The organism is Streptomyces sp. NPDC005195 (genome assembly GCF_040608315.1).
In the GTDB taxonomy this organism is placed as follows: domain Bacteria; phylum Actinomycetota; class Actinomycetes; order Streptomycetales; family Streptomycetaceae; genus Streptomyces; species Streptomyces kaempferi.
The window spans coordinates 1-23,485 of record NZ_JBEXHZ010000031.1 but is presented as its reverse complement, the minus strand read 5'-3'; the positions used below and the strand labels follow the sequence as shown (position 1 = coordinate 23,485).

Annotated in this window: 23 protein-coding genes, 3 pseudogenes and 1 riboswitch; of the genes and pseudogenes, 14 read left to right on the top strand and 12 right to left on the bottom strand. The window is 72.2% G+C overall.

Going from position 1 to position 23,485, the window contains the following annotated elements:
• Positions 1-55: 55 nt before the first annotated feature.
• Positions 56-556 (bottom strand): MarR family transcriptional regulator, encoded by a 501-nt coding sequence (locus tag ABZV34_RS26240; protein WP_356281330.1) that lies wholly within the window; start codon positions 554-556, stop codon positions 56-58.
• Between the two features lie 129 nt (positions 557-685).
• Between ABZV34_RS26240 and ABZV34_RS26235 the strand changes: the two genes are divergently transcribed.
• The gene (locus tag ABZV34_RS26235; RefSeq protein ID WP_356281327.1) at positions 686-1,201 is read left to right on the top strand and encodes a YceI family protein; all 516 of its coding nucleotides are present in this window, start codon (positions 686-688) and stop codon (positions 1,199-1,201) included.
• 224 nt (positions 1,202-1,425) lie between these two features.
• Here ABZV34_RS26235 and ABZV34_RS26230 read toward each other — a convergent pair whose 3' ends face one another.
• Both ABZV34_RS26230 and ABZV34_RS26225 read right to left on the bottom strand, forming a co-directional pair.
• Complete coding sequence (locus ABZV34_RS26230; RefSeq protein WP_356281324.1) at positions 1,426-2,205, bottom strand: cell envelope biogenesis protein OmpA; 780 nt, start codon at positions 2,203-2,205, stop codon at positions 1,426-1,428.
• 91 nt (positions 2,206-2,296) lie between these two features.
• Positions 2,297-2,371, bottom strand: a complete 75-nt coding sequence (locus ABZV34_RS26225) for a putative leader peptide (RefSeq protein ID WP_356281432.1) — start codon at positions 2,369-2,371, stop codon at positions 2,297-2,299.
• A gap of 36 nt (positions 2,372-2,407) precedes the next feature.
• A riboswitch (SAM riboswitch) is annotated at positions 2,408-2,553 on the bottom strand.
• A gap of 245 nt (positions 2,554-2,798) precedes the next feature.
• Between ABZV34_RS26225 and ABZV34_RS26220 the strand changes: the two genes are divergently transcribed.
• The 3 genes from ABZV34_RS26220 (at position 2,799) to ABZV34_RS26210 (ending at position 5,706) form a co-directional block, all read left to right on the top strand.
• Entirely contained in the window at positions 2,799-2,924 is a 126-nt protein-coding gene (locus ABZV34_RS26220; RefSeq protein ID WP_356281321.1) for a putative leader peptide, read from the top strand.
• Between the two features lie 179 nt (positions 2,925-3,103).
• Positions 3,104-4,300, top strand: coding sequence for an LLM class flavin-dependent oxidoreductase (locus tag ABZV34_RS26215; RefSeq protein WP_356281429.1), 1,197 nt, complete (start codon positions 3,104-3,106; stop codon positions 4,298-4,300).
• 17 nt (positions 4,301-4,317) lie between these two features.
• Positions 4,318-5,706 carry an NtaA/DmoA family FMN-dependent monooxygenase gene (locus ABZV34_RS26210; protein ID WP_356281318.1) on the top strand — a complete coding sequence of 463 codons (1,389 nt, stop codon included), beginning with the start codon at positions 4,318-4,320 and terminating at the stop codon, positions 5,704-5,706.
• Positions 5,707-5,805: 99 nt separating this feature from the next.
• On the opposite strand, the gene ABZV34_RS26205 is transcribed toward ABZV34_RS26210, so the two are convergent.
• Together ABZV34_RS26205 and ABZV34_RS26200 are read right to left on the bottom strand one after the other, a co-directional pair.
• A complete protein-coding gene (locus ABZV34_RS26205; RefSeq protein WP_356281315.1) occupies positions 5,806-6,822 on the bottom strand; it encodes an RNA polymerase sigma factor in 1,017 nt (338 codons plus the stop codon).
• A 723-nt stretch (positions 6,823-7,545) separates the two neighbouring features.
• Positions 7,546-8,310 (bottom strand): CDP-alcohol phosphatidyltransferase family protein, encoded by a 765-nt coding sequence (locus ABZV34_RS26200; protein WP_356281312.1) that lies wholly within the window; start codon positions 8,308-8,310, stop codon positions 7,546-7,548.
• A 106-nt stretch (positions 8,311-8,416) separates the two neighbouring features.
• Between ABZV34_RS26200 and ABZV34_RS26195 the strand changes: the two genes are divergently transcribed.
• The 5 genes and pseudogenes from ABZV34_RS26195 to ABZV34_RS26175 form a co-directional block, all read left to right on the top strand.
• On the top strand, positions 8,417-9,397 hold the full coding sequence (locus tag ABZV34_RS26195) for a zinc-binding alcohol dehydrogenase (RefSeq protein WP_356281309.1): 981 nt from the start codon (positions 8,417-8,419) through the stop codon (positions 9,395-9,397).
• A gap of 137 nt (positions 9,398-9,534) precedes the next feature.
• The gene (locus ABZV34_RS26190) at positions 9,535-9,933 is read left to right on the top strand and encodes a 6-carboxytetrahydropterin synthase (RefSeq protein WP_356281307.1); all 399 of its coding nucleotides are present in this window, start codon (positions 9,535-9,537) and stop codon (positions 9,931-9,933) included.
• A complete protein-coding gene (locus tag ABZV34_RS26185) occupies positions 9,930-11,132 on the top strand; it encodes a glycosyltransferase family 4 protein (protein WP_356281304.1) in 1,203 nt (400 codons plus the stop codon). The genes ABZV34_RS26190 and ABZV34_RS26185 overlap by 4 nt, the downstream gene beginning before the upstream one ends.
• Before the next feature lie 2 nt (positions 11,133-11,134).
• Positions 11,135-12,160: a class I SAM-dependent methyltransferase gene (locus tag ABZV34_RS26180; RefSeq protein ID WP_356281301.1), complete on the top strand. Its 1,026-nt coding sequence runs from the start codon at positions 11,135-11,137 to the stop codon at positions 12,158-12,160.
• Positions 12,157-13,347, top strand: a pseudogene (locus ABZV34_RS26175) (lysylphosphatidylglycerol synthase transmembrane domain-containing protein); the annotation flags it as partial. The gene ABZV34_RS26180 and the pseudogene ABZV34_RS26175, both read left to right, overlap by 4 nt.
• Before the next feature lie 137 nt (positions 13,348-13,484).
• On the opposite strand, the gene ABZV34_RS26170 reads toward ABZV34_RS26175, so the two are convergent.
• Positions 13,485-14,288 carry a creatininase family protein gene (locus ABZV34_RS26170; RefSeq protein WP_356281298.1) on the bottom strand — a complete coding sequence of 268 codons (804 nt, stop codon included), beginning with the start codon at positions 14,286-14,288 and terminating at the stop codon, positions 13,485-13,487.
• 49 nt (positions 14,289-14,337) lie between these two features.
• Between ABZV34_RS26170 and ribA the strand changes: the two genes are divergently transcribed.
• The 3 genes and pseudogenes from ribA to ABZV34_RS26155 all read left to right on the top strand — a co-directional run.
• Positions 14,338-15,066 (top strand): GTP cyclohydrolase II, encoded by a 729-nt coding sequence (gene ribA / locus ABZV34_RS26165; protein ID WP_356281295.1) that lies wholly within the window; start codon positions 14,338-14,340, stop codon positions 15,064-15,066.
• Positions 15,063-16,049, top strand: a complete 987-nt coding sequence (locus ABZV34_RS26160; RefSeq protein WP_356281292.1) for an ornithine cyclodeaminase family protein — start codon at positions 15,063-15,065, stop codon at positions 16,047-16,049. The genes ribA and ABZV34_RS26160 overlap by 4 nt, the downstream gene beginning before the upstream one ends.
• 70 nt (positions 16,050-16,119) lie before the next feature.
• A pseudogene (locus tag ABZV34_RS26155) lies at positions 16,120-16,293 on the top strand (sarcosine oxidase subunit beta); the annotation flags it as partial.
• A gap of 56 nt (positions 16,294-16,349) precedes the next feature.
• Here ABZV34_RS26155 and ABZV34_RS26150 read toward each other — a convergent pair.
• From ABZV34_RS26150 to ABZV34_RS26140, 3 genes are read right to left on the bottom strand one after another with little or no spacing between them, the layout of a single operon-like run.
• On the bottom strand, positions 16,350-17,576 hold the full coding sequence (locus ABZV34_RS26150; protein ID WP_356281289.1) for a serine hydrolase domain-containing protein: 1,227 nt from the start codon (positions 17,574-17,576) through the stop codon (positions 16,350-16,352).
• Entirely contained in the window at positions 17,542-19,032 is a 1,491-nt protein-coding gene (locus tag ABZV34_RS26145) for an MFS transporter (RefSeq protein WP_356281287.1), read from the bottom strand. The genes ABZV34_RS26150 and ABZV34_RS26145 overlap by 35 nt, the downstream gene beginning before the upstream one ends.
• Entirely contained in the window at positions 19,029-19,607 is a 579-nt protein-coding gene (locus ABZV34_RS26140; protein WP_356281284.1) for a TetR/AcrR family transcriptional regulator, read from the bottom strand. The genes ABZV34_RS26145 and ABZV34_RS26140 overlap by 4 nt, the downstream gene beginning before the upstream one ends.
• A 91-nt stretch (positions 19,608-19,698) precedes the next feature.
• Here ABZV34_RS26140 and ABZV34_RS26135 point away from each other — a divergent pair, with 91 nt between their 5' ends.
• Positions 19,699-20,139, top strand: coding sequence for a PPOX class F420-dependent oxidoreductase (locus ABZV34_RS26135; RefSeq protein ID WP_356281282.1), 441 nt, complete (start codon positions 19,699-19,701; stop codon positions 20,137-20,139).
• A 737-nt stretch (positions 20,140-20,876) separates the two neighbouring features.
• The gene (locus ABZV34_RS26130; RefSeq protein ID WP_356281279.1) at positions 20,877-21,839 is read left to right on the top strand and encodes a hypothetical protein; all 963 of its coding nucleotides are present in this window, start codon (positions 20,877-20,879) and stop codon (positions 21,837-21,839) included.
• A 129-nt stretch (positions 21,840-21,968) separates the two neighbouring features.
• Here the strand turns inward: ABZV34_RS26130 and ABZV34_RS26125 are convergent, their stop codons facing one another.
• The 3 genes and pseudogenes from ABZV34_RS26125 to ABZV34_RS26115 form a co-directional block, all read right to left on the bottom strand.
• Positions 21,969-22,424, bottom strand: a complete 456-nt coding sequence (locus ABZV34_RS26125; RefSeq protein ID WP_356281276.1) for a TerB family tellurite resistance protein — start codon at positions 22,422-22,424, stop codon at positions 21,969-21,971.
• 81 nt (positions 22,425-22,505) lie between these two features.
• A complete protein-coding gene (locus tag ABZV34_RS26120) occupies positions 22,506-23,117 on the bottom strand; it encodes a histidine phosphatase family protein (protein WP_356281273.1) in 612 nt (203 codons plus the stop codon).
• An 8-nt stretch (positions 23,118-23,125) separates the two neighbouring features.
• Positions 23,126-23,485, bottom strand: a pseudogene (locus tag ABZV34_RS26115) (6-phosphogluconate dehydrogenase); the annotation flags it as partial.

Below are 23,485 nucleotides of genomic sequence, written 5' to 3'. Positions count from 1 at the left end.
CCTTCAGCCGGCCTTCGAGGCCGTCCCGCTCACGGTCCACCCGGGCCGCCCCGCTTCACGACCCGTCGCCGGGGGCCTCGGCGGGCGGCAACAGGTCGTGCAGCTGCTCGTACCGCTGTGCGCAGGCCGTTCGGGCGATGGCCTGCGAGACGGCGTCGGCCAGCGGGCGCGAGGACTCGCGCAACAGCGTGCGGGCCTTGTCCGTGAGCGCCACCTCGATCCCCCGCTTGTCCCCGCACGCCGAGCGCCGCGTGATCAGGCCCGCGTGCTGCAGACAGGCCACCTGATAGGTCAGCCGCGTCTTGGGGCGGCCCAGCAGCTCGGCGATCTGTGTCATGCGCAAGCTGGATCCGGGCTGGTCGGCCAGCAGGCACAGCACCAGGAACTCGTCGTGCGAGACACCGAGGGCGTCCTTGACGCGAGCGCGCAACTGCTGCTCGATCGCTCCGGCCGCCGCCAGCAGCCGCATCCAGGACCGCAGTTCGGCCGGCAGCAGGCCGTCGTCGCAGCCCGACTCGTGTTCGGGCAGGTCAGCGGGGGCGAGGAAGTCGGCCATGGTGTCACAGTCTACCGGTTGTCCAAATTTGAAGAACGGGCTAGCCTGTGATCGTCCAAATTTGGATGACTACACGTTGTCCCACGGCCCGTGCCTCACCTGTAACCGTTAAGCGTCTGGAGAACACTCATGACCGTCGCCGTCGAAACCGGCCTGTGGCAGCTCGACCCGGCCCGCACCAGCGTCGTCGTCCGGCACAAGACGATGTGGGGTCTGGTCACGGTGAAGGGTGTCTTCGCCACTGTCACCGGGGAGGGCGAGGTGCAGGCGGACGGGACCGCCCGCGGCACCGTCACCCTGGACGTGGCGTCTCTCGACACCAAGAACGGCAAGCGTGACAAGCACCTCCGTTCGGCCGACCTCTTCGACGCGGAACGGCACCCCACGATCACCTTCGCGGTGGACGACGCCGTGATCGCCCCGGACGACACCGTCGAGGTCACCGGGCAGTTGACCGTGCGCGGCATCACCAGGCCGCAGCCCGTCGTCGCCCGCGTCACCGCGGCGAGCGCCGAAGACGTCACCCTCGCCGCGGAGTTCACCGTGGACCGCGACCAGTTCGACATGGGCTGGAACCAGATGGGCATGCTCCGCGGCCTGACCACCGTCGTCGGCACACTCGTCTTCACCCGCGTCAAGGGCTGAGCCGACGGAGCGCCGCCCGCCGTCGGCGCGGCGGCAAGCGGTGACCGCCCGCCGGCTCCATGGTCCGCCGGACATGGCGGCCGATGTCACAGGCTTCGCGGCGGCGCGTCCTGGTGCGGTCCGAGGACGGGACGGTGAACAACTCCCAGATGACCGGGGGCTGTTCGCCGTGGCCTCGAGATGGGCGCGGGCCGGTCGTCCGGAGAGACGTCCCGACGGCGGCGTCAGGCCCGGCGCACCGCTTCGCGGAAGGCCGGATGGGCGCCCAGCCGGCCGACGTAGTCCCGCAGACGGCCGTACGGGGAGAGGACGCCCTCCGTGCCGAGGCCGGTGAGGGCCACCCACAGGTCGACGTCGGCGGCCGTCAGCTCGTCGCCCCACACATGCTCGTACGACCCGAGTCGGTGATCCAGCGAGTCGAGCGCGGCGGACCGCGCCGTCGGCCCGGCGACCGTGGTGAGGTTCCGGTCCAGGAAGACGCGGAAGGCGTCGATGTCCGCGGCGAGGGACGGCGGGTGCAGCCGGGGGAGTCCGTCGTCGTCGCGGCAGCCCGGAAGTTCGCCGAGATCGCGCAGGATGTCGGGGGTGTGATTGCTGACGACGCGTCCGCTCCAGCGGTCGCACAGCGCCGGCGCGGTGAGCGGACCGTCGTAGTGGTGCCAGGTGGCCTCGTACGCGGCCCGCAGCGCGGCGCGGGCGGCTGGTGTCCCGGAGGGACCCGCCAGCAGCGTGGTGGTGACCGAGTCGCGCAGCCCCAGCAGGCCGAGGGTGATCGAGATGCGCAGCGAGCGCGGACAGCGCTCGGAGAGGTACAGCTGATAGCGGTGCGGCGCGGGATAGAAGCCGCCGGCCGGACCGGCACCGATGCGACTGCGGATGCGGTGTTCACGCGAGGGGGCCGCTCCCCGAGGGGGTGCGGCGACGAAGGCCCCCGTGGCAGGCGAGGCCGGGGCGCGGTGGTGGGAGGCGACGGCGGTCGGACTGAGCGAGGCTGTCTCGGGCATGACTCTCCAGGGGGGACGGCGAAGCCCCGCCGCCCGGGGGCAGCGGCGGCGGAACGGAGTGACTGCTCTGAGGTACCGTCCGGACCCTGGACTAGTAGGCGCTGGAGACCCGCTGCAGATCGATGTGCAGACGCCTGGTCAGACCGCTCGTGCCCTTTCCGGCCATTCCCGTCGCTCCCGTGTCCGGGGCTCGCGAGAGGCGAGACCACGCTTGCCCCGCCGCTCCGGCGGGACCCGGTCGTCACCCGGGGCACCCCGTCGCGGTGGAAGGGTTGCCTGTCAGCGGGCCGGGGCCGATCAACCGCCTCGCACGGAGGGACCCGGCGAAGGGCGCTGACCATCGTGACCGTCCCCGTCAGTCTCGGTCCGCTCCGTGGGCTCGTCAAGAAGGCGCCCGCCCGGTCTCACCACGTGGTCGTCCGGGCTGCCGAGCGTTGACCTCCGCACGCCGTGCCTCGCCACCGCACGGACTCGGTCCTGGTCCGAACTCCGGGGCTCCGAGCCGGAACAGACGGCGCGGGCGGGCCGTTGTGCTGGAGAGGACACCACGACGACGGCGCGCCCAGGGCGCCCGCCGCGACGGAAGGGCGGAGGTGACGGACGTGCCGGTCCTGTCCGCGCTCCGCGTCATGGCGCTCACCCCCCGCCGCCGTGTCCATCTGTACTCCCGGCCGCACATCGATCTGCGGCGCGTGGCCGGCGCGCTCTGTCGTCCCTGACCTGTCACCCCGCTGCCGCCGCCCTCCGCACGGAGGGCAGGAGCCCTCGTACGGTCGATCAGGAAGGCACCCCTTTCGTGGCCTCGTCATCCCCCTCCCCGCTGCCCGCCGCCTCCCCTTCACCCCTCTCATCCGCCACTTCCTCCTCTTCCTTCTCTTCCCCTTCTTCCTCCGACGCCCTGCACCTCGCCGTCGCGCTCGACGGCGCCGGGTGGCATCCGGCCGCCTGGCGCGAGCCGGTGGCCCGCCCCCGTGATCTGCTCACCGCCGCGTACTGGACGGACCTGATCACCGAGGCCGAGCGCGGCCTGCTCGACCTTGTGACCATCGAGGACGCGCTCGGACTCCAGTCCTCGCGGGTCACCGGTCCCGACGGCCGCACGGACCAGGTACGTGGACGGCTGGACGCCGTCCTGATCGCCGCCCGCGTCGCTCCACTCACCAGCCATATAGGACTGGTGCCGACCGTGGTGGCCACCCACACGGAGCCGTTCCATATCTCCAAGGCGATAGCCACCCTCGACTATGTGAGCAGCGGGCGGGCCGGCGTACGGGTGCAGGTGTCGCCGCGTCAGAGCGAGGCCGCGCACTTCGGCCGCCGTGAGTTCCCCCCGTTCCGGCTCGAGGACCTGGACAGCCCCGCCCTGCGGGAGTTGGCCGTCGACCTCTTCGACGAGGCCGCCGACCACGTCGAAGCGGTACGCAGGCTCTGGGACAGCTGGGAGGACGACGCGGAGATCCGGGACGTCGCCACCGGCCGCTTCGTCGACCGCGACAAGCTGCACTACGTCGACTTCGAGGGGCGGCACTTCAGCGTCAAGGGACCCTCGATCACCCCGCGCCCGCCACAGGGCCAGCCCCCGGTCAGCGCCCTCGCCCACGAATCGGTGACCGGAGCGCCCTTCCGTCTGCTCGGCCGCTCCGCCGACATCGGATACGTCACCCCCCACGACACCGGGCAGGCGCGCACGATCGTCGCCGCGGTCCGCGCCGAACAGGAGGCGGCCGGGCGCTCCGGCGAACCCCTGCACCTCTTCGGTGACCTGGTGGTGTTCCTGGACGACGATCCCGCCGCCGCGGTGGCCCGCCGCGACCGCCTCGACACCCTCGCCGGCCACCCGTACACCAGTGACGCCCGGATCTTCACCGGCACCCCCGCACAACTCGCCGACCTGCTCCAGGAGTTGCACTCGGCCGGACTGTCCGGCTTCCGGCTGCGCCCGGCCGTCGCCGGCCACGACCTGCCGGCGATCACCAGGGGCCTGGTCCCGGAACTCCAGCGCCGCGGCGCCTTCCGGCAGTCGTACGAGGCCGACACCCTGCGCGGGCTGCTCGGACTCTCCCGCCCCGCCAACCGCTACGCCGCCACCGCCTGAGCCGGAGGGACCCACTCATGAACACGACACAGGACAAGCCCCTCAAGCGGATCCACCTCGCGGCGCACTTCCCCGGCGTCAACAACACCACCGTCTGGAGCGCCCCGGAGGCCGGCAGCCACATCGAGTTCAGCTCGTTCGCGCACTTCGCGCGGACCGCCGAACGCGCCAGGTTCGACTTCCTCTTCCTCGCCGAGGGCCTGCGTCTGCGTGAACAGGGCGGACATATATATGACTTGGACGTGGTCGGACGCCCCGACACCTTCACGGTCCTGGCCGCGCTCGCCGCCGTCACCGAACACCTGGGCCTGACGGGCACCATCAACTCCACCTTCAACGAGCCCTACGAGGTCGCCCGCCAGTTCGCCAGCCTCGACCACCTCTCCGGCGGACGTGCCGCCTGGAACGTCGTCACCTCCTGGGACGCCTTCACCGGCGAGAACTTCCGCCGCGGCGGGTTCCTCCCGCAGGACGAGCGCTACTCCCGGGCCAGGGAGTTCCTGGCCACCGCGAACGAACTCTTCGACTCCTGGCACGGGGACGAGATCGTCGCCGACCAGGAGACCGGAACCTTCCTGCGCGACGCCGGGGCCGGAGCCTTCGTGCACCAGGGCCGGCACTTCGACATCCAGGGGCGGTTCAACGTCCCGCGCAGCCCACAGGGGCGCCCCGTCGTCTTCCAGGCCGGGGACTCCGAGGAGGGCCGCGAGTTCGCCGCCGCGGACGCCGACGCGATCTTCAGCAGGTACGCCACCCTCGAGGAGGGCCGGGCCTTCTACACGGACGTCAAGCGCCGGCTGGCCCGCCACGGCCGTACGCGCGACCAGTTGCTGATCCTGCCCGCCGCGACCTTCGTCCTCGGGGACACGGACGCCGAGGCGGAGGAACTCTCCCGCGAGGTGCGCCGTCGGCAGGTCAGCGGCGCCACGGCGATCAAACACCTCGAGTTCGTCTGGAACCGCGACCTGTCCGCGTACGACCCGGACGGTCCGCTTCCCGACATCGACCCCGACCCCGGCGAGCACACCGTCGCCCGCGGGCGCGCGCAGGTCCGGATGTACCGGGATCCGCCGGCCACCGCCCGGGAGTGGAGGGAGCGGGCCGCCGCCAACAAGTGGTCGATCCGGGACCTCGTCATCGAGACCGGCAACCGGCAGGCGTTCGTCGGTTCCCCGGCCACCGTCGCCGCGACGATCAACGACTTCGTCCAGGCCGACGCCGCCGACGGCTTCATCCTCGTCCCCCACATCACCCCCGGCGGCCTCGACACCTTCGCCGACACCGTGGTCCCGCTGCTCCAGGAGCGCGGCGTGTTCCGTACGGAGTACGAGGGCACCACTCTCCGCGACCACCTGGGCCTCACCCGTCCCGACGCCGAGGCGACGGCCGACCGGGTGGCGTCATGAGGTGCCCGGGCATCGCGCGGATCGTGCCCGACCCGGACCCCGTGGCCGGGGTACGGAAGCCGGCGAACGGCCATGTCGGCCAGGAGGTCTGCGCGGGGGTCAGCTGACGTCGAGGTAGTCCCGGAGAGCCTCGGAGCGTGAGGGGTGGCGCAGTTTGGACATCGTCTTGGACTCGATCTGGCGGATGCGCTCGCGTGTCACCCCGTACACCTGCCCTATCTCCTCCAGCGTCCGGGCCTGCCCGTCCATGAGGCCGTAGCGCAGCGTGATGATCCCGGCCTCGCGCGCGGTCATGTTCGCCAGGACGGCCTGGATGGCGTCCTTGAGGAGCAGGAAGGTGACCATGTCCGCCGGGGAGATGGTCTCGCTGTCCTCCAGTACGTCACCCAGTTCGGTGCCGCCTTCCTCACCGAGGGGGGTGTGGAGGGAGACCGGCTCCTTGGTGTAGTTCTCGATCTCGGTGATCTTCTCCACCGGCACGTCCAGCTTCCTCGCCAGTTCCTCCTGGGTCGGATCGGCTCCCGTGTCCTGGATGATCTCCCGGCGGACCTTGGCCATTCTGTTGATGACCTCGACCATGTGGACGGGAATGCGGATGGTCCGGCTCTGGTCCGCCAGCGCCCGTGAGATCGCCTGCCGGATCCACCAGGTCGCATAGGTCGAGAACTTGAACCCTCTGGCGTAGTCGAACTTCTCCACCGCGCGGATGAGACCCGTGTTGCCCTCCTGCACGAGGTCCAGGAACAGCATCCCGCGCCTGCTGTAGCGCTTGGCGATGGAGACGACGAGGCGCAGGTTCGCCTCGACGAGATGGGACTTCGCCCGGTGTCCGTCCGCGGCCAGGATCTCCAGCTCCCGCCGGAACTCCGGGTCGATACCCGGCTCCTCCTGGAGCCTGCGATCGGCGAACAGTCCCGCCTCGATCCGCTTCGCCAGATCCACCTCCTGCGCGGCGCCCAGCAGGGGGACCCGGGCGATCTGCTTGAGGTAGTCGCGTACCTGATCGACCGAGGCACCGGAGGAGGTGAGCCGGGGGCCGGGGGCGTCGTCGTCCTCCTCCACGTGCGCGACGGGCCGGGGCGGCTCCGGGTCCCACACCTGGGAGTCCGTCTCCATGGCCCTCAACTCCTGTCCGGAAGCGGTCGGAGGAACTGCCCGGCGCGGGACTGCGGCTGGGTGGCGTACGTCGTCGTGGTGCAGACCGTGGCCGGCTCGTCGAGGACAGGGAGCGTCGTGGCGGGCCGACCGGGTTTCCCGTACCCCGGTCCGACGTGATGGAGCGTCCTGAGGTGCTGGAGGACGATCGCGCGCTCCGCGAAGAGTCCGTGCGAAGAGTCCGGGCATACCCCGAGGGTCGTGGACAGGACGTCGGCGAGGGACTTGCCCTTGAAGTGTACGTCCAGGGCCTCGCGGTTGTACCGCGCTCCGTGACAGACCCGGCACGGAGCGGGGCGCCGGGCGGATCGCGCCCGGTGGCGTCCCGCACGGCAAGCGCGTCCGTCCGGGGTGACACGCCCTGGGGGCGCGCTTCGTGGACGTGTCTCGTCGACGCGTCCCGTGTGCGACAGGGTGCCGGCGGCCGGGTCCAGCGATACGCCGGTCCGGTCCGGTGCGGTTCAGTCCGGTGCGGTTCAGTCCGGTTCAGTCCGGGACGCGACGGGGGAGAGGACGAGTCCGGATGCGGCCGGTTCGCAGCCGCGGGCCCACAAGTGGGGGGCGGCCTCCGGCGCGTTCGCCCGCGCGGGCTTGATCGTCCGCCTTGCGCCGGCTCACGTACGACGGCTCACCGCCGTACCGGTTGCGCGGGGACGGCCCCTCGGCCGTCCCGGTCCTCTTGCGTCAGCCCACCTCGGCGAGCTCGCGGACACTCCGCGGCAGCTCCTGCGCGTGGTGGTGGCGGTGGCGGCACAGCCACACGATGTCGCGGCCGAACGACCAGACCAGCAGGACGAGCGCCAGCAGTACGGCGGCCGCGTCCCCCTCGCGGGGCAGGATCCCGGCGCCGGCGACGAGCAGCACGATTCCCTGAAGGGCCGCCACGGTCTTGCGGGCCATGCTGTGCGGCAGCGCCGCGTTCAGCCAGGGAAGGACCCGGGCGGCCGCCACGAACACGTACCTCATGGTGCCTATCAGCAGCACCCAGGGGCCGAGCGACATCGAGACGTACACGCTGAGCACGAGGATCAGGAAGGCGTCGACCTCCATGTCGAAACGGGCGCCCAGGGCGGTCGAGGTGCCGGTGCGGCGGGCGACCTTGCCGTCGACCCCGTCGAGGATCAGGGCGACCGCCGTGAGACCGACGAGCAGGGAGACCGGGGGCGAGCTCTGGAAGGAGTCCGCGACCAGCGCGGTGACGCCGCCGACCAGGATCGCGCGGCCGAGAGTCACCCGATTGGCCGGTCCGAAGGAGCGGGGCCGTGAACGGCGCAGGGCTCGGGTCAGGACCGCCCAGGTGGCGATCGCGAAGGCCAGGCCGGTCAGCCAGCCCGCGGGCCCCATCCCGATCGCCGTCCCCAGCAGAGCCAGCACCAGGAGCTGCACACCCGCTCCCACCGTGGTCTCCTGGGCCAGGAGCCTAGCGTCGTACGTGTTGTTCAGGGCCACCGCACATCCTCCGGCCATATGACAGAGTCGATCAACGCCGCGTACTGTGCGCGGCTTGTCACCGCTCCGTACGTGAAGATCTGCTCGATCGTTCAGGGGGACGCTCATGGAACTCACAGCTCGCGCCTTCTGGCTGGGCTCGCCCGGCCACGGCGAGATACGCGAGGTGGCCCTGTCGGCGCCCGCGGAGGGTGAGGTGCTGGTGCGCACGCTCTACTCCGGAGTCAGCCGGGGCACCGAGTCCCTCGTCTTCCGTGGCGGCGTGCCGGAAAGTCAGCATGCTTCGATGCGTGCACCGTTCCAGGACGGGGATTTCCCCGCACCGGTGAAATACGGCTATCTGAGCGTCGGCCAAGTGGAGGAAGGCCCGGCGGGCCTGCTGGGCAGGACCGTGTTCTGCCTGTATCCGCACCAGACCCGCTACGTCGTCCCGGCCGGCGCCGTGACGGTCGTACCGGATGCGGTGCCCGCGGCCCGTGCCGTCCTCGCCGGGACGGTGGAGACCGCGGTGAACGCCCTGTGGGACGCCGCTCCGCTGGTCGGGGACCGGATCGCGGTCGTGGGCGGAGGCATGGTCGGCTGCTCCGTCGCCGCCCTCCTGGCCCGCTTCCCGGGCGTACGGGTGCAGCTCGTCGACGCCGATCCCGCGCGCGCCGGCATCGCCCGGGCCCTGGGCGTCGACTTCGCACTGCCCGCGGAAGCCGCCGGTGAGTGCGACCTCGTCGTGCACGCCAGCGCCACCGAGGCCGGACTCACCCGGGCGCTGGAACTCCTCGCCCGCGAGGGGACCGTCCTCGAGATGAGCTGGTACGGCGACCGGCGGGTCAGCCTGCCGCTGGGGGAGGCCTTCCACTCGCGGCGCCTGGTCGTGCGCAGCAGCCAGGTGGGTTCCGTTTCACCGGCGGCCCGGCCCGGCCGGACGTACGCCGACCGCCTCGCGCTCGCCCTCGAACTGCTCGCCGAGCCCGCCTTCGACGCTCTCGTCACCGGGGAGTGCGACTTCGCGGAACTGCCCGGCGTGATGGCGAAACTCGCCTCCGGATCGATACCGGGGTTGTGCCATCGCGTCGTCTACGACGGAGTCTGAGCACCGGGCGACCGGTCTGACCTCCGAAGACTGCGAAGAAAGGGGAACAGGCGACTGAACAAGGAGAACGGGGCAGCCGTACTACACGACATGGTCCCGGCAGGGGATCAGACGTGCCGCACCTGGAGGGTCGTCCGTTGTTCAGCATCACCGTCCGCGATCACCTGATGATCGCCCACAGCTTCCGTGGCGAGGTCTTCGGCCCCGCGCAACGCCTGCACGGAGCGACGTTCCTGGTGGACGCCACGTTTCGCCGAGCCGAACTCGACGAGGACAACATCGTCGTCGACATCGGTCTGGCCACCCAGGAACTCGGCGCCGTCGTGAGCGCGTTGAACTACCGCAACCTCGACAACGAGCCGGACTTCAAGAACACGAACACCTCGACGGAGTTCCTCGCCAAGGTCGTCGCCGACCGTCTCGCCGAGCGTGTGCACGCCGGGGCGCTGGGCGAAGGCGCGCACGGCCTCTCCGGCATCACGGTCACCCTGCACGAATCACACATCGCGTGGGCGAGTTACGAGCGTGCCCTGTGACCGACACGACCATCGGCCGGCCGGCCGCGGACAGCGACCAGTCGCGCCTGAACTACGTGCCCGTCCAGCACACCGCTCTCAAGAATGCGGCGATCATCCCCATGTCCCTGCGCTCTGTGCACTTCGTGATGCCGGGCAGCGTCGACGACGCGTCCGCGCCCAGCGGCGGCAACGCCTACGACCGGCGGCTGTGCCTGGACCTTCCCGGCTTCGGCTGGCAGGTCCACCGGCACGCCGTCCCGGGCGACTGGCCGCGGCCCGCGACCGCGGCCCGTACGGAACTCGCCCGCACCCTGGCCGAGCTGGCGGACGACACGATCGTCCTCCTCGACGGCATCGTCGCCTGCGGAGTCCCCGAGATCATCGTCCCCGAGGCCGAACGGCTGCGCATGGTCGTCCTGGTGCATCTGCCCCTCGGTGACGAGACCGGCCTCGCACCGGCCGTGGCCGCGGACCTGGACGCGCGGGAACGCACGACCCTGCGGGCCGTGGACGCCGTCGTCGCCACCAGCGACTGGGCGGTCCGCCGGCTCGTCGCCCACCACGGACTCGCCCCCGACCGCGTGCATGTCGCCGCCCCCGGTGCCGACATCGCCCCGCTCGCCTCCGGCACCGACGGCGTCTCGCGGCTGCTGTGCGTGGCGGCGGTCACTCCGCGCAAGGGCCAGCACCGGCTGATCGAGGCCCTCGCCACCGTCACCGACCTGCCCTGGAGCTGCGTCTGCGTCGGCGGACTCACCCAGGACCCGGCGTACGTCGCCCAACTGCGCGGCCTGATCGAGAAGTACGGCCTCGGCGACCGGCTGCACCTCGCCGGACCGCAGGCGGGCGCGGAACTCGACGCCAGCTACGCCGCGGCCGACCTCATGGTCCTCACCTCGTACGCCGAGACGTACGGCATGGCCGTCACCGAGGCGCTCGCCCGGGGCATTCCCGTGCTGGCGACGGATGTCGGCGGCCTGCCCGAAGCGGTCGGGCGCGCGCCCGACGGCGGGGTGCCCGGCATCCTCGTCCCCCCGGAGAACCCGGCCGCCCTGGCCGTCGAGCTGCGCGGCTGGTTCGGCGAGGCCGATGTGCGCCGCCGGCTGAAGGCCGCCGCCCGCGGCCGGCGCGCCGCGCTGGACGGCTGGGCCGCCACGGCCCGCAGCCTGGCGGGCGTGCTGGCACGGCTTCCGCAGGAACCCCGGAGGGTGGCATGAGGATGACGGCGACCGGGTCGGACGCTCCCGGGCAGGGGGCGCCGCGTACGGCCGGGACCGGAACGGCGGGCCAGGATGTGACGCAGTCCGGGACCGGAGCCGGGGACCAGGACGCGAAGCGGGTCGTTCCCGGGGCCGGTCCCACCACGAGCGGTTCGGGCGCTCCGGGGCGGCGCGCGGACACGCCCGACGACGACATGCCCCGTTACGCCCCCCAGTGGCTCCAGTTGCGGGAGGGCGCCGACGCCGCGGCACGGGCGGCCGACCTGCTCGACCCGCTGCGCATCCGGCTGGCCAACATGCCCCGGCGCGGCGGCGACCTGGTGATTCACGACCTCGGCTGCGGCACCGGTTCCATGGGCCGCTGGCTCGCCCCGCGTCTCGACGGCGCCCAGCACTGGGTCCTGCACGACCGGGACCCGTATCTGCTGCACTTCGCGACGGTGGGCTCGCCCAGCGCGGCCGCCGACGGCAGCGGGGTCACGGTCACCACCCAGCGCGGCGACATCAGCCGGCTGACCGCCGACGCCCTGACCGGGGCCTCGCTGGTGACGGCGTCCGCCCTGCTGGACGTGCTGACCCGCGAGGAGACCGACCGGCTCGCGGCGGCCTGCGCGGAGGCCGGGGTCCCGGCCCTGCTGACCCTCTCCGTCGCGGGCCGCGTCGAGTTCGCGCCCGGCGACCCGCTGGACGCCGAGTTCGCCGAGGCGTTCAACGCCCACCAGCGGCGCGGGGACCTGCTCGGCCCGGACGCGATCACGGCGGCCTGCGAGGCCTTCGACCGGCACGGCGCGACCGTCCGGGTGCATCCGAGTCCCTGGCGGCTCGGGCCCGACGAGGCCGCGCTCACCGAGGAGTGGCTGCGCGGCTGGGTCGGTGCGGCCGTCGAGCAGCGGCCCGAGCTGGCGGAGCGTGCGGAATCGTACCTGCGGTCCCGTGTGGCGGCCTGCGCGGCGGGCGAGTTGCGTGTGGTCGTGCACCACAGCGACGTCCTGGCGCTGCCGCGGCCGACGGGCGGTGCGAAGTGAGCGCGGGCGTGGAAGCGGTCGGCGTGGACGCCGGCCCGGTCGCCGCCCCCGGCAGGCGCCTCGCCCTGCGGATCCGGGGCGGAGCCGCCCCGGCCCAGCGGCGCCCCGCCACGGATGTGCCCGGGGCCCAGGGGACGACGGACAGGACGACGGACACGGCCCGTACCGACACCGAGACGGGCGGGACGCGCTCCACCGCCGTCGCCACGACACGTCCGCCGGCCGACCACGCCACCGCGCTGCCGTCCACGGCGGACGCGGCAGGCGACCTGACGCCGGCCGGTCCCGGTGCCGACCGTGCGCCCGGGCAGGGCGACCCGGCTCCGACGGCCGACGGCCGGCGCCCGGCGGGCGCCCTGCGCGCACTGCTCGGCTCCCGCGGCCTGCGCACCCACTTCGGCACCGTCGCCGGCACCGCCATCCTCGGCGTGCTGCTCTGGCGGCTCGGCACCGGCGTCTTCCTGGACGGGCTGCGGCGGATCGACGCCACGACCCTGCTGGCCGGGGTCGGCCTGGGCCTGCTCACCACGGTGTTCAGCGCCTGGCGCTGGTGCCTGGTGGCCCGGGTGCTGCGGATCCGGCTGCCGCTGGCCGGCGCCGTCGCCGACTACTACCGCGCGCTGTTCCTGAACGCGGCGCTGCCCGGTGGTGTGCTCGGCGACGTGCACCGCGCCGTACGGCACGGTCAGAGCACGGGGGACATCGGACGCGGTGTGCGCGCGGTGGTCCTCGAACGGACCGCCGGACAGGCGGTCCTGGTCGCCGTGGGAGCCGCGGTCCTGCTCACCCAGCCGTCACCGGTCCTCGCGGACGCCCGCCGGCTGGCTCTCGTCCTGGCGATCGTCTCGGTGTGCTCGGCGGTGGCGGTGCTCGCGGTCCGCAGAGCCGGGCCGGCCACCCCTTCCCGCCGGTACAAAGCCGTCCGCGCCGCGCTCACCGAGGCGCGCGGCGCGCTGCTGGCCCGCGGCAACTGGCCGGGTGTGCTCATCTCGTCGGTCGTGGTGCTGGCCGGACACCTGGCCATGTTCCTGATCGCCGCCCGCGTCGCCGGATCCACCGCGTCCGTGGCCGAGTTGCTGCCGCTGGCCCTGCTCGCCCTGCTCGCCATGGGCCTGCCGCTCAACGTCGGCGGCTGGGGTCCCAGGGAAGGCGTCATGGCGTGGGCCTTCGGTGCCGCCGGACTGGGCGCCGGCATGGGTCTGAGCGTCGCCGTGATCTACGGGGTGCTCAGCTTCGCCGCCGCCCTGCCCGGTGTCGTGGTCCTGTTCGTCCGCTGGTTCGCGGCGCTGCGACGCCCGCGGGAGGAGAACACGGGAGGGCAGGATCAATGCCGGGATTCAGCGACCGCCGGGGAACCCGTCCCCGCCGAGGGCGGTGCCTTCTCCGTCAGCAACGAGAAGTACGCCCCGAAGGCCTCGGTCAGCCCCGCCAGGAGCGCCTCGCCCTTCTCGGCGGAGGCCCTCGAAGGGCGGCCGATGACGCCGGACTCGGTATAGCCGGACATTCCGAGGGTGAGCAGATGACGCCGGTCGTCCGCGACGAAGTCGGAGGTCTCGTAACCGGGCCGGATCAATTCCGGGTGACTGTGCAGAAGAAGGGAGGTCTCGATTTCCCCCGCGTGCATATCGGTGAGCAACGAGGTCTCCACACCGGCCCGTTCGAGCGCGGCCTCCCAGTCCTCGGCGGCCGGGAAAAGCGCCATACGCGTACCACTGCCCGCGGATTCCTGGACGGCATTGCCCAGCACGTAATTCCCGCCGTGTCCGTTGACCAGTACCAGGGTGTCCACACCCGAGCGGCGGAGCGATTCGGCTATGTCCCGCACCACCGCGTAGAGCGTGACGGCGGAAATGCTGACGGTCCCGGGCCACGCGGCGTGCTCGTGCGAGCAGGAGATCGTCAACGGAGGAAGGAGATGGACCGGATGGGCGGCGGCGATCTCACGGGCGATGGCGCAGGCGACCAGCGTGTCCGTCGCCAGCGGAAGGAACGCCCCGTGCTGTTCGAAGCTCCCCACGGGAAGCACCGCGACCTCACGGGCGACACCGGCCCCCCGCTCGCGCACATCCTCCGTGGTGTCCGCCGGCAACAGACCCGACACCGCCGAACGCGTTCCCGAACCACTCATGTTGCACGGCCTTTCGACTCTTCTTTCGACTCTGCTTAGGAACCAGATCATGACAGATGACTTCGCAGTACTTGCCGAGACCGCGCGCCGCTCTGGTGTCGAACGAGTCGTGATTGCCCCTCTGCCCACCGTGTACGGCAATTTCCAGGCCGTCGGCTACCTGGACCACGACCGCGGAGAGGAGCAAGTGGTCCTGGTCCACGGGGAAGTCGGCGATCTCGACGGCGGTGGCAGTGACGCGGCTAAGGAGGGTGTCCTCACCCGGCTCCATTCCGAGTGCCTCACCGGGGACGCCTTCGGCTCCACGCACTGCGAGTGCGGCGACCAGCTCGCCGCGGCGCTGCGCGCCATCGCCGCGGAGGGACGCGGCGTCCTCGTCTACCTCCGGGGCCACGAGGGGCGCGGTATCGGCCTGCTCGCCAAACTGCAGGCGATGAAGCTCCAGTCGGAGGGCCTCGACACCGTGGAGGCGAACGTCGCGCTCGGCCTTCCGGTCGACGCCCGTGACTACCGGGTGGCCGCGAACATGCTGCACGACCTCGGCGTACGGTCGGTGCGTCTGCTCTCGAACAACCCGCGCAAGCGTGAGTCGCTGCAGCGCAACGGCATCAGGGTCGCCGAGCAGGTCCCGCTGCTGATACCGCCGTGCGAGGAGAACCTCGGCTACCTGCTCACCAAGCGGGAGCGCCTCGATCACTTCCTCCCTCACCTGGACGGCGGAGACTGGACGAAGGAGATCTTTTGCGGAACGGCGAAAGCGGCTATCACTGAGGAATGACGGAAGACGACGCCGGACCGCTGTATCTGTCCCGTGAGCAGGTCGTGGAGCTGCTGGACACCGACACGGCGATCGCCTCGCAGCGCGCGGCGTTCACCGCGCTCGGTGACGGCACCGCCGAGCTCCCCGGCAAGATCATGCACCCCAGTCGCTTCGACGACAGCGTCGTCTTCGCCTACCTGGCGCGGCTGTCCGCGGACACCGGGGCCGTCGCCAAGTTCGGCAGCGTCAACCCGGGCAACGCCGGGGCCGGGCTGCCGACCGTCCACGCCGTGATCAACGCGCTCGATCCGGTGACCGGCCGGCTCGCGGCGGTCATGGACGGCACGGCGGTCACCACCCTGCGCACCGCCGCCGCCAGCGCTGTCGCCCTTGACGCGCTCGCCACCGCGGACAGCGCGGAGCTCGGCCTGCTGGGCTCCGGCACCCAGGCGCTCGCCCACGCGCGGGCCGTCGCCCGGGTACGGGAACTGCGGTCCGTACGGGTGTGGAGCCCGCATCCCGGCCGACGGGCGGACGCGGCCCGGCGGCTCGCCGCGGAACTCGGCGTCGCCGTCGAGGCGGTCGCTTCCGCGGAGGAGGCGGTCGCCGGAGCGTCGATGGTCGCGGCCTGCACGCTCAGCAGCACGCCCGTCGTACGGGGTGAGTGGCTGGCACCGGGGTGCACGGTCGTCAGCGTGGGGTCGTTCGAGCCCACCCGCAGCGAGGTCGACGCCGAGGTGGTCCGGCGGGCCGCGGCCGTGGTCGTCGACGACCCGGTGACGGCGGCGGAACACGCCGGACCGGTGGTCGAGGCGCTGGCCAGGGGAATCCTCGCGCCGGACGACCTGATCCCGCTCGGCGGCGTCCTGACCGGCGTCCGGACGGCCCGCACCGGCCCGGACGACGTCGTCCTCTACAACAGCGTCGGGCTCGGCATCCAGGACGCCGCGGCAGCCTGGGCCGTGATCGACGCGGCCCGTGCCCGCCGGGCACGGCGGTGAAGGCTGCCGCTCAGGTCGTGGTCATCGGCGGTGGCGTGATCGGCACGGGCATCGCCTGCCACCTGGCCCGCGCCGCACGGGTGGCCGGGCGGGCCCCCACGAGAGCACGCCGGACCACAACGCGCTGATCGGCGAGGCGCGTTCGTGCACACGCCGCCCGTACGCGACGTGGTTCCCGGGCCACGGCTCCCCGCACGGACCGGCGGTCGGCGAAGCGGTCCGGGATCTGTACCCGGGCCGCGTCACCCTCCTCGGGCACCAGCCCCCTGCGCGTCGCGTCCGCGGACCGGGTGGGCCGGATCAGTCCTGCACGGCCTCGTGCACGAGCCGCTTCAGCTCGGGGAAGTGCGCGTGGGACCCCGCCGGGCGGACCTGGGTGAAGAACTGCACGGTCATGTCCCGGTGCGGGTCGACCCAGAAGGTCGTTCCGGCCACCCCGCTCCAGCCGAACGCGCCCTCGCTGGAGGGGGACCGGGTGATCCCTGGGTCCACCACGACGGAGACACCGAGGCCGAAGCCCAGTCCCGCGTTGCCGGGTTCGCGGTGCAGCGGGCTGCCGAAGGTGCGGCGGTCGACTCCTCCCGGAAGGTGGTTGGACGCCATCGTGTCCACCGTCTCCGGCTTCAGCAGCCGGACGCCGTCGAGTTCGCCGCGGCGGCGGAGCATCTCCATGAAGCGGTGGTAGTCGTGGGCGGTGGCCACCAGGCCGCCGCTCCCGGACAGGAAGCGCGGACGGCCGTGCAGCGGCAGCCCGGCGATCGGGGTGACCCGCCCCTCGGAGTCCTCCCCGTAGAGCTCGGCGAGCCGGCCGGACTGCTCGTCGGTGACACAGAATCCGGCGTCCGTCATCCCGAGCGGGCGGAAGATCCGCTCGGCGAGGAAGACGTCGAGGTCCTGGCCGGACACCACCTCGACGAGGCGGCCCAGGACGTTGGTGGAGACCGAGTAGTTCCACTCGGTGCCCGGCTCGAACTGGAGCGGCAGACCGGCGTACACCTCGCAGGTTCCGGCCAGATCCGCGCCCGGCGCCACCGACGACTCCAGACCGGCGTCGCGGTAGAGCGCGTCGACCGGGTGGGAGTGGTAGAAACCGAAGGTCAGGCCGGAGGTGTGGGTCAACAGGTGCCGGATCGTGAGGGGTTGACCGGTCGGACGGGTCCGTGTGCCGGCCCCCGACCCGTCGACGTACACCCGCGGTTCGGCGAAGGCCGGCAGGAAACGGGCGATGGGATCGTCCAGTTGGAAGTGTCCCTCTTCCAGGAGCATCAGCGCGGCCACCGAGGTGACCGGCTTCGTCATCGAGTAGATCCGCCACATCGTGTCGGTCTCGACCGGGAGCCCGGCCGCGCGGTCGCGCCATCCGTGTGCGGCGAGGTGCGCGACCGTGCCGTGCCGGGACACGGCCACCAGACAGCCGGGCAGCCGGTGGCCGTCGACGAGGTGGGCGAGGTACTGGTCCAACCGGGCCAGCGCCTTCGGATCGAGACCGACCTCATGCGGCTCGACCTCTTGTCGCAGGTGTCCCATCGTTCTCCTCCGCACTGCGGCTCGTGGACTGCCTCGTGTTCATCTTCATCGTCCCGTACGGAGTTCCCGCGTTCGCTTCGGGGCAGTCCGGCCGGCGGGTCGGCACCTCGTCGCGTCCCGGCAGCAGCAGGCCGAGCGGCAGCCCGGCCACGGCCACGGCGGCGAGAACCGTCAGAGCGGGCCCCGTCCGGACACCGTCCGCGACGGGCATCAGCACGGTCGCGACGGCAACTCCCAGCGTGGGCCCGACGTTCATGGCCGTCTGCTGGAGACCGCCCGCCACCCCGGCCGACTCCGCGCGGACATGACGCACGACGACCGTGGTCGCGGTGACCATCACGGCCGCGAAGCCGGCTCCCAGCAGGAGGAATCCGGCACCGATGGGCACCGCCGTGGACTCCCGGTCGAGCCGCGACAGCAGCAGGACCCCCGCCACGAGGACGCACAGCGCGGCCGGAGCCGTCCGGCGCGCCCCGAACCGGCGCATGAGGACGGCCGACACGGGCGCGCCCAGCACCATCATGACGGCCGCGGGCAGGGCCCGCAGGCCGGTCTGCAACGGGTCGAGACCCCGTACCTCCTGCAGGAAGCAACTGCCCGCGAACAGCGTGCCGAACATCGCCGCGGAGGCCACCACCAGGATGCCCAGCGCCGCGCCGACGGTCGCGGATCCCCGTACCCCGGGCGGCAGCAGCGGGTTCGCGGCACGGCGTTCGTGGCGTACGAAGACGGCCGCGACGAGCACGGCCACCACCAGCCCCGCTGTGCTCCCGGCCGTCCAGCCGGTCCCCGGGAGCCCGACCAGTGTGCGGACCAGACAGGCCAGGGCCACCGCGAGCAGGCAGGCCCCGGACAGGTCGAGCCGGACCGTCGGCCCGGGGGAGCGCACCGGTTCCCGGACGGCGAGCGCCGACCCGCCCAGGGCCGGCGCGGGCACCACGTTGAGGAAGAAGACGGCCCGCCAGCCGAACTGGCCGACCAGCGCGCCGCCGAGGACCGGACCGGCGGCGGCCGCGATACCGATGGCACCGGCCCGCAGTGCGATGGGCCGGCCGATCCGTTCGGGCGGGTGGACGGCACGCAGCATTCCGAGCGTGGCGGGCTGCAGCAGCGCGCCGAAGACCCCCTGGGCGACCCGTAGTCCGATCACCCAGCCGATGCCGGGAGCGAGGCCGATCCCCGCCGACGTCACGCCGAAGCCGAGGGAGCCCACGGCGAAGACCCGCCGGTGGCCGTAGCGGTCCCCGAGCCGCCCCGCGAACACCAACAGGCAGGCCACCGCGATGAGATAGCCGGTACTGGTCCACTGGACCTGTACGAGAGAGGCGCCGAGATCCCGGCGCATGGACGGCTGAGCCACCGTCAGCACGGTGCCGTCCAGGGCGACGATCCCCGCTCCGACGACGCTGCTCGCGATCATGAGGCGGCGGCTGACCGTCGGACCCGGCCGCGTCATGCCTCCTCCGGTCCGAGATGCGCGTCCAGGGCTGCCCGTAGCAGGGGTGCGAAGTCGGTCGCGCCGGTGCCGAGTTGGAGGCTGCCCCAGCTCCACAGCTGGGCGATGCCGTGCAGGTTCGCCCACAGGGCTCCCGCGGTGACCCGTGCGTCGGTCCCGGGCCGCACCCGGCCGACCAGGTCGATCAGCACCCCGAACAGCGGCAGGCTCGTCTCCCGGAGCCCCAGCCGGTCGCTCGCCAGCAGGTCGTGACGGAACATCAGCTCGTACATGCCGCGTCGGGACAGCGCGAAGTCCAGGTAGGCCCGCCCGAGGGCCGTGAGCTGTGCGCGGGGGCTCGCCCCGCCGTCGCCGACCGCCACGGTCACCTGGGCTCCGAGGTCCGCGAAGCCCCGCCGTGCGATGGCCGACAGCAGTTCCAGATGGGTCGGGAAGTAGCGGCGCGGCGCCCCGTGCGAGACCCCCGCCCTGCGGGCGATCTCCCGCAGTGTCAGCGCCTGTGCCCCCTCCTCGGCCACCAGACCGACGCCGACATCGACCAGCCGGGCTTTCAGCCCTGTCTCCCGTTCCTTCATGGACACTGTCTACCAGCCGACGTAGACAGTGTCTACTCCGTGCGTGTGCGGGTCGGGGAATGACGATCCGACCCGGAGGGTTGAGGTGTGTATGACCCAGGACGCGACGCAGGACGCACTGCTCGAGCTGCTCTCCGAGTACAAGGGCGGGGTGCTCACCACCCTCAAGAGGGACGGCCGTCCCCAGCTGTCGAACGTTGTCCATGCCTACAGTCCCGACGAGAACGTCATCCGGGTGTCCCTCACGGACGACCGGGCCAAGACGCGCAACCTGCGCCGGGATCCGCGGGCCTCGTACCACGTGACCAGCGACGACCGCTGGGCGTACACGGTCGCCGAAGGCACCGCCGAGCTGACGCCCGTGGCCGCGGACCCGCACGACGAGACCGTCGAGGAGCTCGTCCGGCTCTACCGCGACCTGATGGGCGAGCACCCCGACTGGGACGACTACCGGGCCGCCATGGTCCGCGACCGGCGGCTCGTGCTGCGGCTGCACGTGGAGCGCGCGTACGGCGCACCCCGCGCGCGCTGACGCCGGCCGGGACCCGCGTGGGGCGCCCCGGGCGTCCCGGGCCGTTCGTGTGACGAGGGCCGGCGGGAGCTCCGCGCATCCCGGCCGCCCCTGAATCCGGCCGGGGTGCGCGGAGCGGCTGCGTGCGGCCGCGCCGTCGCGTCGCGCGGTGTCGCGGCCGGTGGTCCCGCCGTCTCGTGCGCTCGGCCCCGGCCCGATGTTCTTGCCGTCCGGCGTCGGCTGTCAACCGTATCCCGGGGTGACGTTCACCCGGGAACGCCCAAATCCCCTGCGGGGAGGGGCTGCCGGGGACCTGGACGGCGGGTGGAGGATCATGCCGGCACGGCACGGCCCGCCGCCGCGTCGTCGTCCAGCGTGACGGCGGCCACCGCGGTCACGGTGCGCGGAACGCTTCCGGTGGGTCCGGCCGGGCGGCACACGGCGCGCGGCCGGGGGCGCCGTCGCGGCCTACGCGGCAGGTCACCGCCCCTCCGCGCCATATCCGACGGATATTACCGACGAGTTGACATTGAAACACCAAAGACCACCGCTATCATCACACCACCTGCGGAACACCTCCTGCGGAACTACCGTCGGCCGACAACAGTGGCCGTCGTGCAACCGAAGCAGCGCATCCATGAACGACGACAGGGGCAGAGGGCTCTGCGGAGTCCTCGGTTCGTCCGACACGGTGGTGACGGCGGTCGAGCGGTCCTTTCTCCACGAAGGTCTCCCCACCGACTTCTGAGAGAGACCGCATGGCGAGAGACCGCTTCACCCCCGATTTCGACCCCGACGGCGGGGACGCACTCCTCAGCACCGCACGCCAGGACATCGCCGTCGGCCGCTGGCAGAGCCTGCGGGACCTGCTGAGGGCCACCGGCCCCGCGTGGCCCGTGCGCGGCCACCGGATGCGGCTGCTGGCGGCCGCCTGCGTGGACAACTCCTCGGTCGAGTCCTGGCTGGCCGCCGAACCGCGCGGCGGCGACGCCCTGGTGCTGCGGGCCGCGACCGAGGTCGCCAGGGCCTTCCACCTGGCCGGCGCGGCGGGCGGGGGTGCCCCGGTCGAGCGGCGTCGCGTCGATCAGGCCGTGATGGCCTGCCTCCAGGGCGCCGAGGCCTACCCGGACGACCCCACACCCTGGATCTGTCTCATCTCCGTGGCCCGGCTCTATCCCGCCGGGGTGCGCCGTCAGGAACTCGGGCGCTGGTGGGACGAGTTGCACGCGCGCGATCCGTACAGCGTGGAGGGACACCTCCAGGTGCTGCGCTACTACTCGGCGCGCTGGCACGGGTCGCACGACCTCATGTACGACTTCGCTCGGGACGCGGCGGCCGTCGCCCCGCCGGGCTCCGCGCTGCCGGTCCTGCTGCAGGTCGCGCGGGTGGAGGAGTACCGCGCCGTCCTGGAGGAGGCGAACGGCCGGCGGGACACGCCCGCCGGGTTCGACCGGCACTGGAACCACGACGAGGCCGTCACCGACGTACGGCGCAGCTGGCAGCGCTGGCTCACCGCCCGCTCCGAGGGGCCGCCCGCACCCGAGGAGGTGCGGCACTTCAACTACCTCGCGCACGCCGCGTGTTACGCCGGACTCACGGACCTGGCGGGTCCGATCTTCCGGATGGTCGGGCCGCGCGCCAGCCGCTCGCCCTGGTCCTGCACCGGTGATCCGGAGAAGGAGTTCGTGAAGTGGCGCAAGCGGTCGTCACGCGGCGCCTGAGCCACTTCACGCGCCCTTGAGGTGTGTCGTTCGGATCGTGTGGCGGGACGCAGGGCGGGCCGGCGCCACCCGACCCGAACGACAGGCCCTGGCCCACAGCGGGCGACGCGGGCGGGGTCCGGCGCGGAACTACAGGTCGAACTCGTGCGGCGGCAGGTCGAGCGCGAAGCACGCCTCCCGCACCACGGCCTGCTCGGTCTTGTCGAAGTCGCCGTCGGCGCCGCCGATCACGATGCCGATCTGGATGACGGCACGTGCCTCGGCGGGCTTCTTCTTGGCCTTGGCGATCTCCTGGAGGATGCTGACCTTGCCGAAGGCGAAGTCGGCGGTCAGCTTGTTCAGGTTGTCGTCGAAGCGACGGCGCAGGTCGTCGGCGTCGAAGTTCTGCAACACCTCGTTCGTGGCGATGAGCTGGGCGACGCGCTGCCGCTCGGACGGATCGACCGAGCCGTCCGCCGCGGCGACGAGCGCGCACATCGCCATGCTCGCGTCGCGGAAGGCACCGCTCTTGAGATCGTTCTTCTTCGCCACGAGCTGGGTCTGCATCGTCGACGCGGACTCCTTGACGCGGTCCCACAGGGCCATGAGAACTCCATACGTTGGGAGAGGTCCGGTCCGCCCGCGGGCGGACCGGAGACCTCCTAGGTTTCTACAGCACCGTAGAAACTAGCGGACCGGTGCGGAAGTTCCGGTGGCGTTCCACTCGGCGATCACCGGATGTCCGTGTTCGGTGGACAGCCGGCTGACGGTTCCCGTCGAGAGCTGGAACAGGCGTCCTGCGTCCGCCGGGAGCCCGAGCCGACGGGCCGTCAGTACCCGCAGGAAGTGCGCGTGGGCCACCAGGACCACGTCGCCGGGGTGGTTGCAGAGTGCCGCGTCCACGCGGGACAGGACCCGGTCGGCGCGTTCCCCCACCTCCCGCGGCGACTCGCCGGGGTGACCGTCGGGGCCGGGCGGCACCCCGTCCTCCCACAGGACCCAGTCGGGCCGGGTGCGGTGGATCGCACGCGTGGTGATCCCCTCGTAGCTCCCGTAGTCCCACTCGTGCAGATCGGGGTCGGTCACCAGCCCCGTCAGGCCCGCGAGTTCGGCGGTCCGCACCGCCCGGTCGAGCGGGCTGGTGAACACCTGCGCGAAGGACTGCCCGGCGAAGAACGCGGCCAGGGACTTGGCCTGTTCCTCGCCGTGCCGGGTGAGCGGCAGGTCGGTCCAGCTGGTGTGCTGTCCCGTCAGGGTCCACTCGGTCTCGCCGTGGCGGACCAGTATGAGGTCGCCCATGGCCCGGCCTACTCCGCGGACTCGACGGCGTGGCCGCCGAACTGGTTGCGCAGTGCCGCGACCATCTTCATCTGCGGCGAGTCGTCCTGGCGGGAGGCGAAGCGGGCGAACAGCGACGCGGTGATGGCGGGCAGCGGTACCGCGTTGTCGATGGCGGCCTCGACGGTCCAGCGGCCCTCGCCGGAGTCGTCGGCGTAGCCGCGCAGTTTGTCGAGGTGCTCGTCGTCGTCCAGGGCGTTGACGGCGAGGTCGAGCAGCCAGGAACGGATGACCGTGCCTTCCTGCCAGGAGCGGAAGACCTCGCGTACGTCGGTGACGGAGTGGACCTTCTCCAGGAGCTCCCAGCCCTCGGCGTAGGCCTGCATCAT

Coding starts and splice junctions, on each gene's coding strand:
- ABZV34_RS26210 (WP_356281318.1), top strand. CDS start 4,318: ATGAACACGACACAGGACAAGCCCCTCAAGCGGATCCACCTCGCGGCG.
- ABZV34_RS26240 (WP_356281330.1), bottom strand. CDS start 556: ATGGCCGACTTCCTCGCCCCCGCTGACCTGCCCGAACACGAGTCGGGC.
- ribA (WP_356281295.1), top strand. CDS start 14,338: ATGACAGATGACTTCGCAGTACTTGCCGAGACCGCGCGCCGCTCTGGT.
- ABZV34_RS26120 (WP_356281273.1), bottom strand. CDS start 23,117: ATGGGCGACCTCATACTGGTCCGCCACGGCGAGACCGAGTGGACCCTG.
- ABZV34_RS26195 (WP_356281309.1), top strand. CDS start 8,417: ATGGAACTCACAGCTCGCGCCTTCTGGCTGGGCTCGCCCGGCCACGGC.
- ABZV34_RS26235 (WP_356281327.1), top strand. CDS start 686: ATGACCGTCGCCGTCGAAACCGGCCTGTGGCAGCTCGACCCGGCCCGC.
- ABZV34_RS26135 (WP_356281282.1), top strand. CDS start 19,699: ATGACCCAGGACGCGACGCAGGACGCACTGCTCGAGCTGCTCTCCGAG.
- ABZV34_RS26180 (WP_356281301.1), top strand. CDS start 11,135: ATGACGGCGACCGGGTCGGACGCTCCCGGGCAGGGGGCGCCGCGTACG.
- ABZV34_RS26140 (WP_356281284.1), bottom strand. CDS start 19,607: ATGAAGGAACGGGAGACAGGGCTGAAAGCCCGGCTGGTCGATGTCGGC.
- ABZV34_RS26130 (WP_356281279.1), top strand. CDS start 20,877: ATGGCGAGAGACCGCTTCACCCCCGATTTCGACCCCGACGGCGGGGAC.
- ABZV34_RS26125 (WP_356281276.1), bottom strand. CDS start 22,424: ATGGCCCTGTGGGACCGCGTCAAGGAGTCCGCGTCGACGATGCAGACC.
- ABZV34_RS26145 (WP_356281287.1), bottom strand. CDS start 19,032: ATGACGCGGCCGGGTCCGACGGTCAGCCGCCGCCTCATGATCGCGAGC.
- ABZV34_RS26170 (WP_356281298.1), bottom strand. CDS start 14,288: ATGAGTGGTTCGGGAACGCGTTCGGCGGTGTCGGGTCTGTTGCCGGCG.
- ABZV34_RS26230 (WP_356281324.1), bottom strand. CDS start 2,205: ATGCCCGAGACAGCCTCGCTCAGTCCGACCGCCGTCGCCTCCCACCAC.
- ABZV34_RS26205 (WP_356281315.1), bottom strand. CDS start 6,822: ATGGAGACGGACTCCCAGGTGTGGGACCCGGAGCCGCCCCGGCCCGTC.
- ABZV34_RS26150 (WP_356281289.1), bottom strand. CDS start 17,576: ATGGGACACCTGCGACAAGAGGTCGAGCCGCATGAGGTCGGTCTCGAT.
- ABZV34_RS26160 (WP_356281292.1), top strand. CDS start 15,063: ATGACGGAAGACGACGCCGGACCGCTGTATCTGTCCCGTGAGCAGGTC.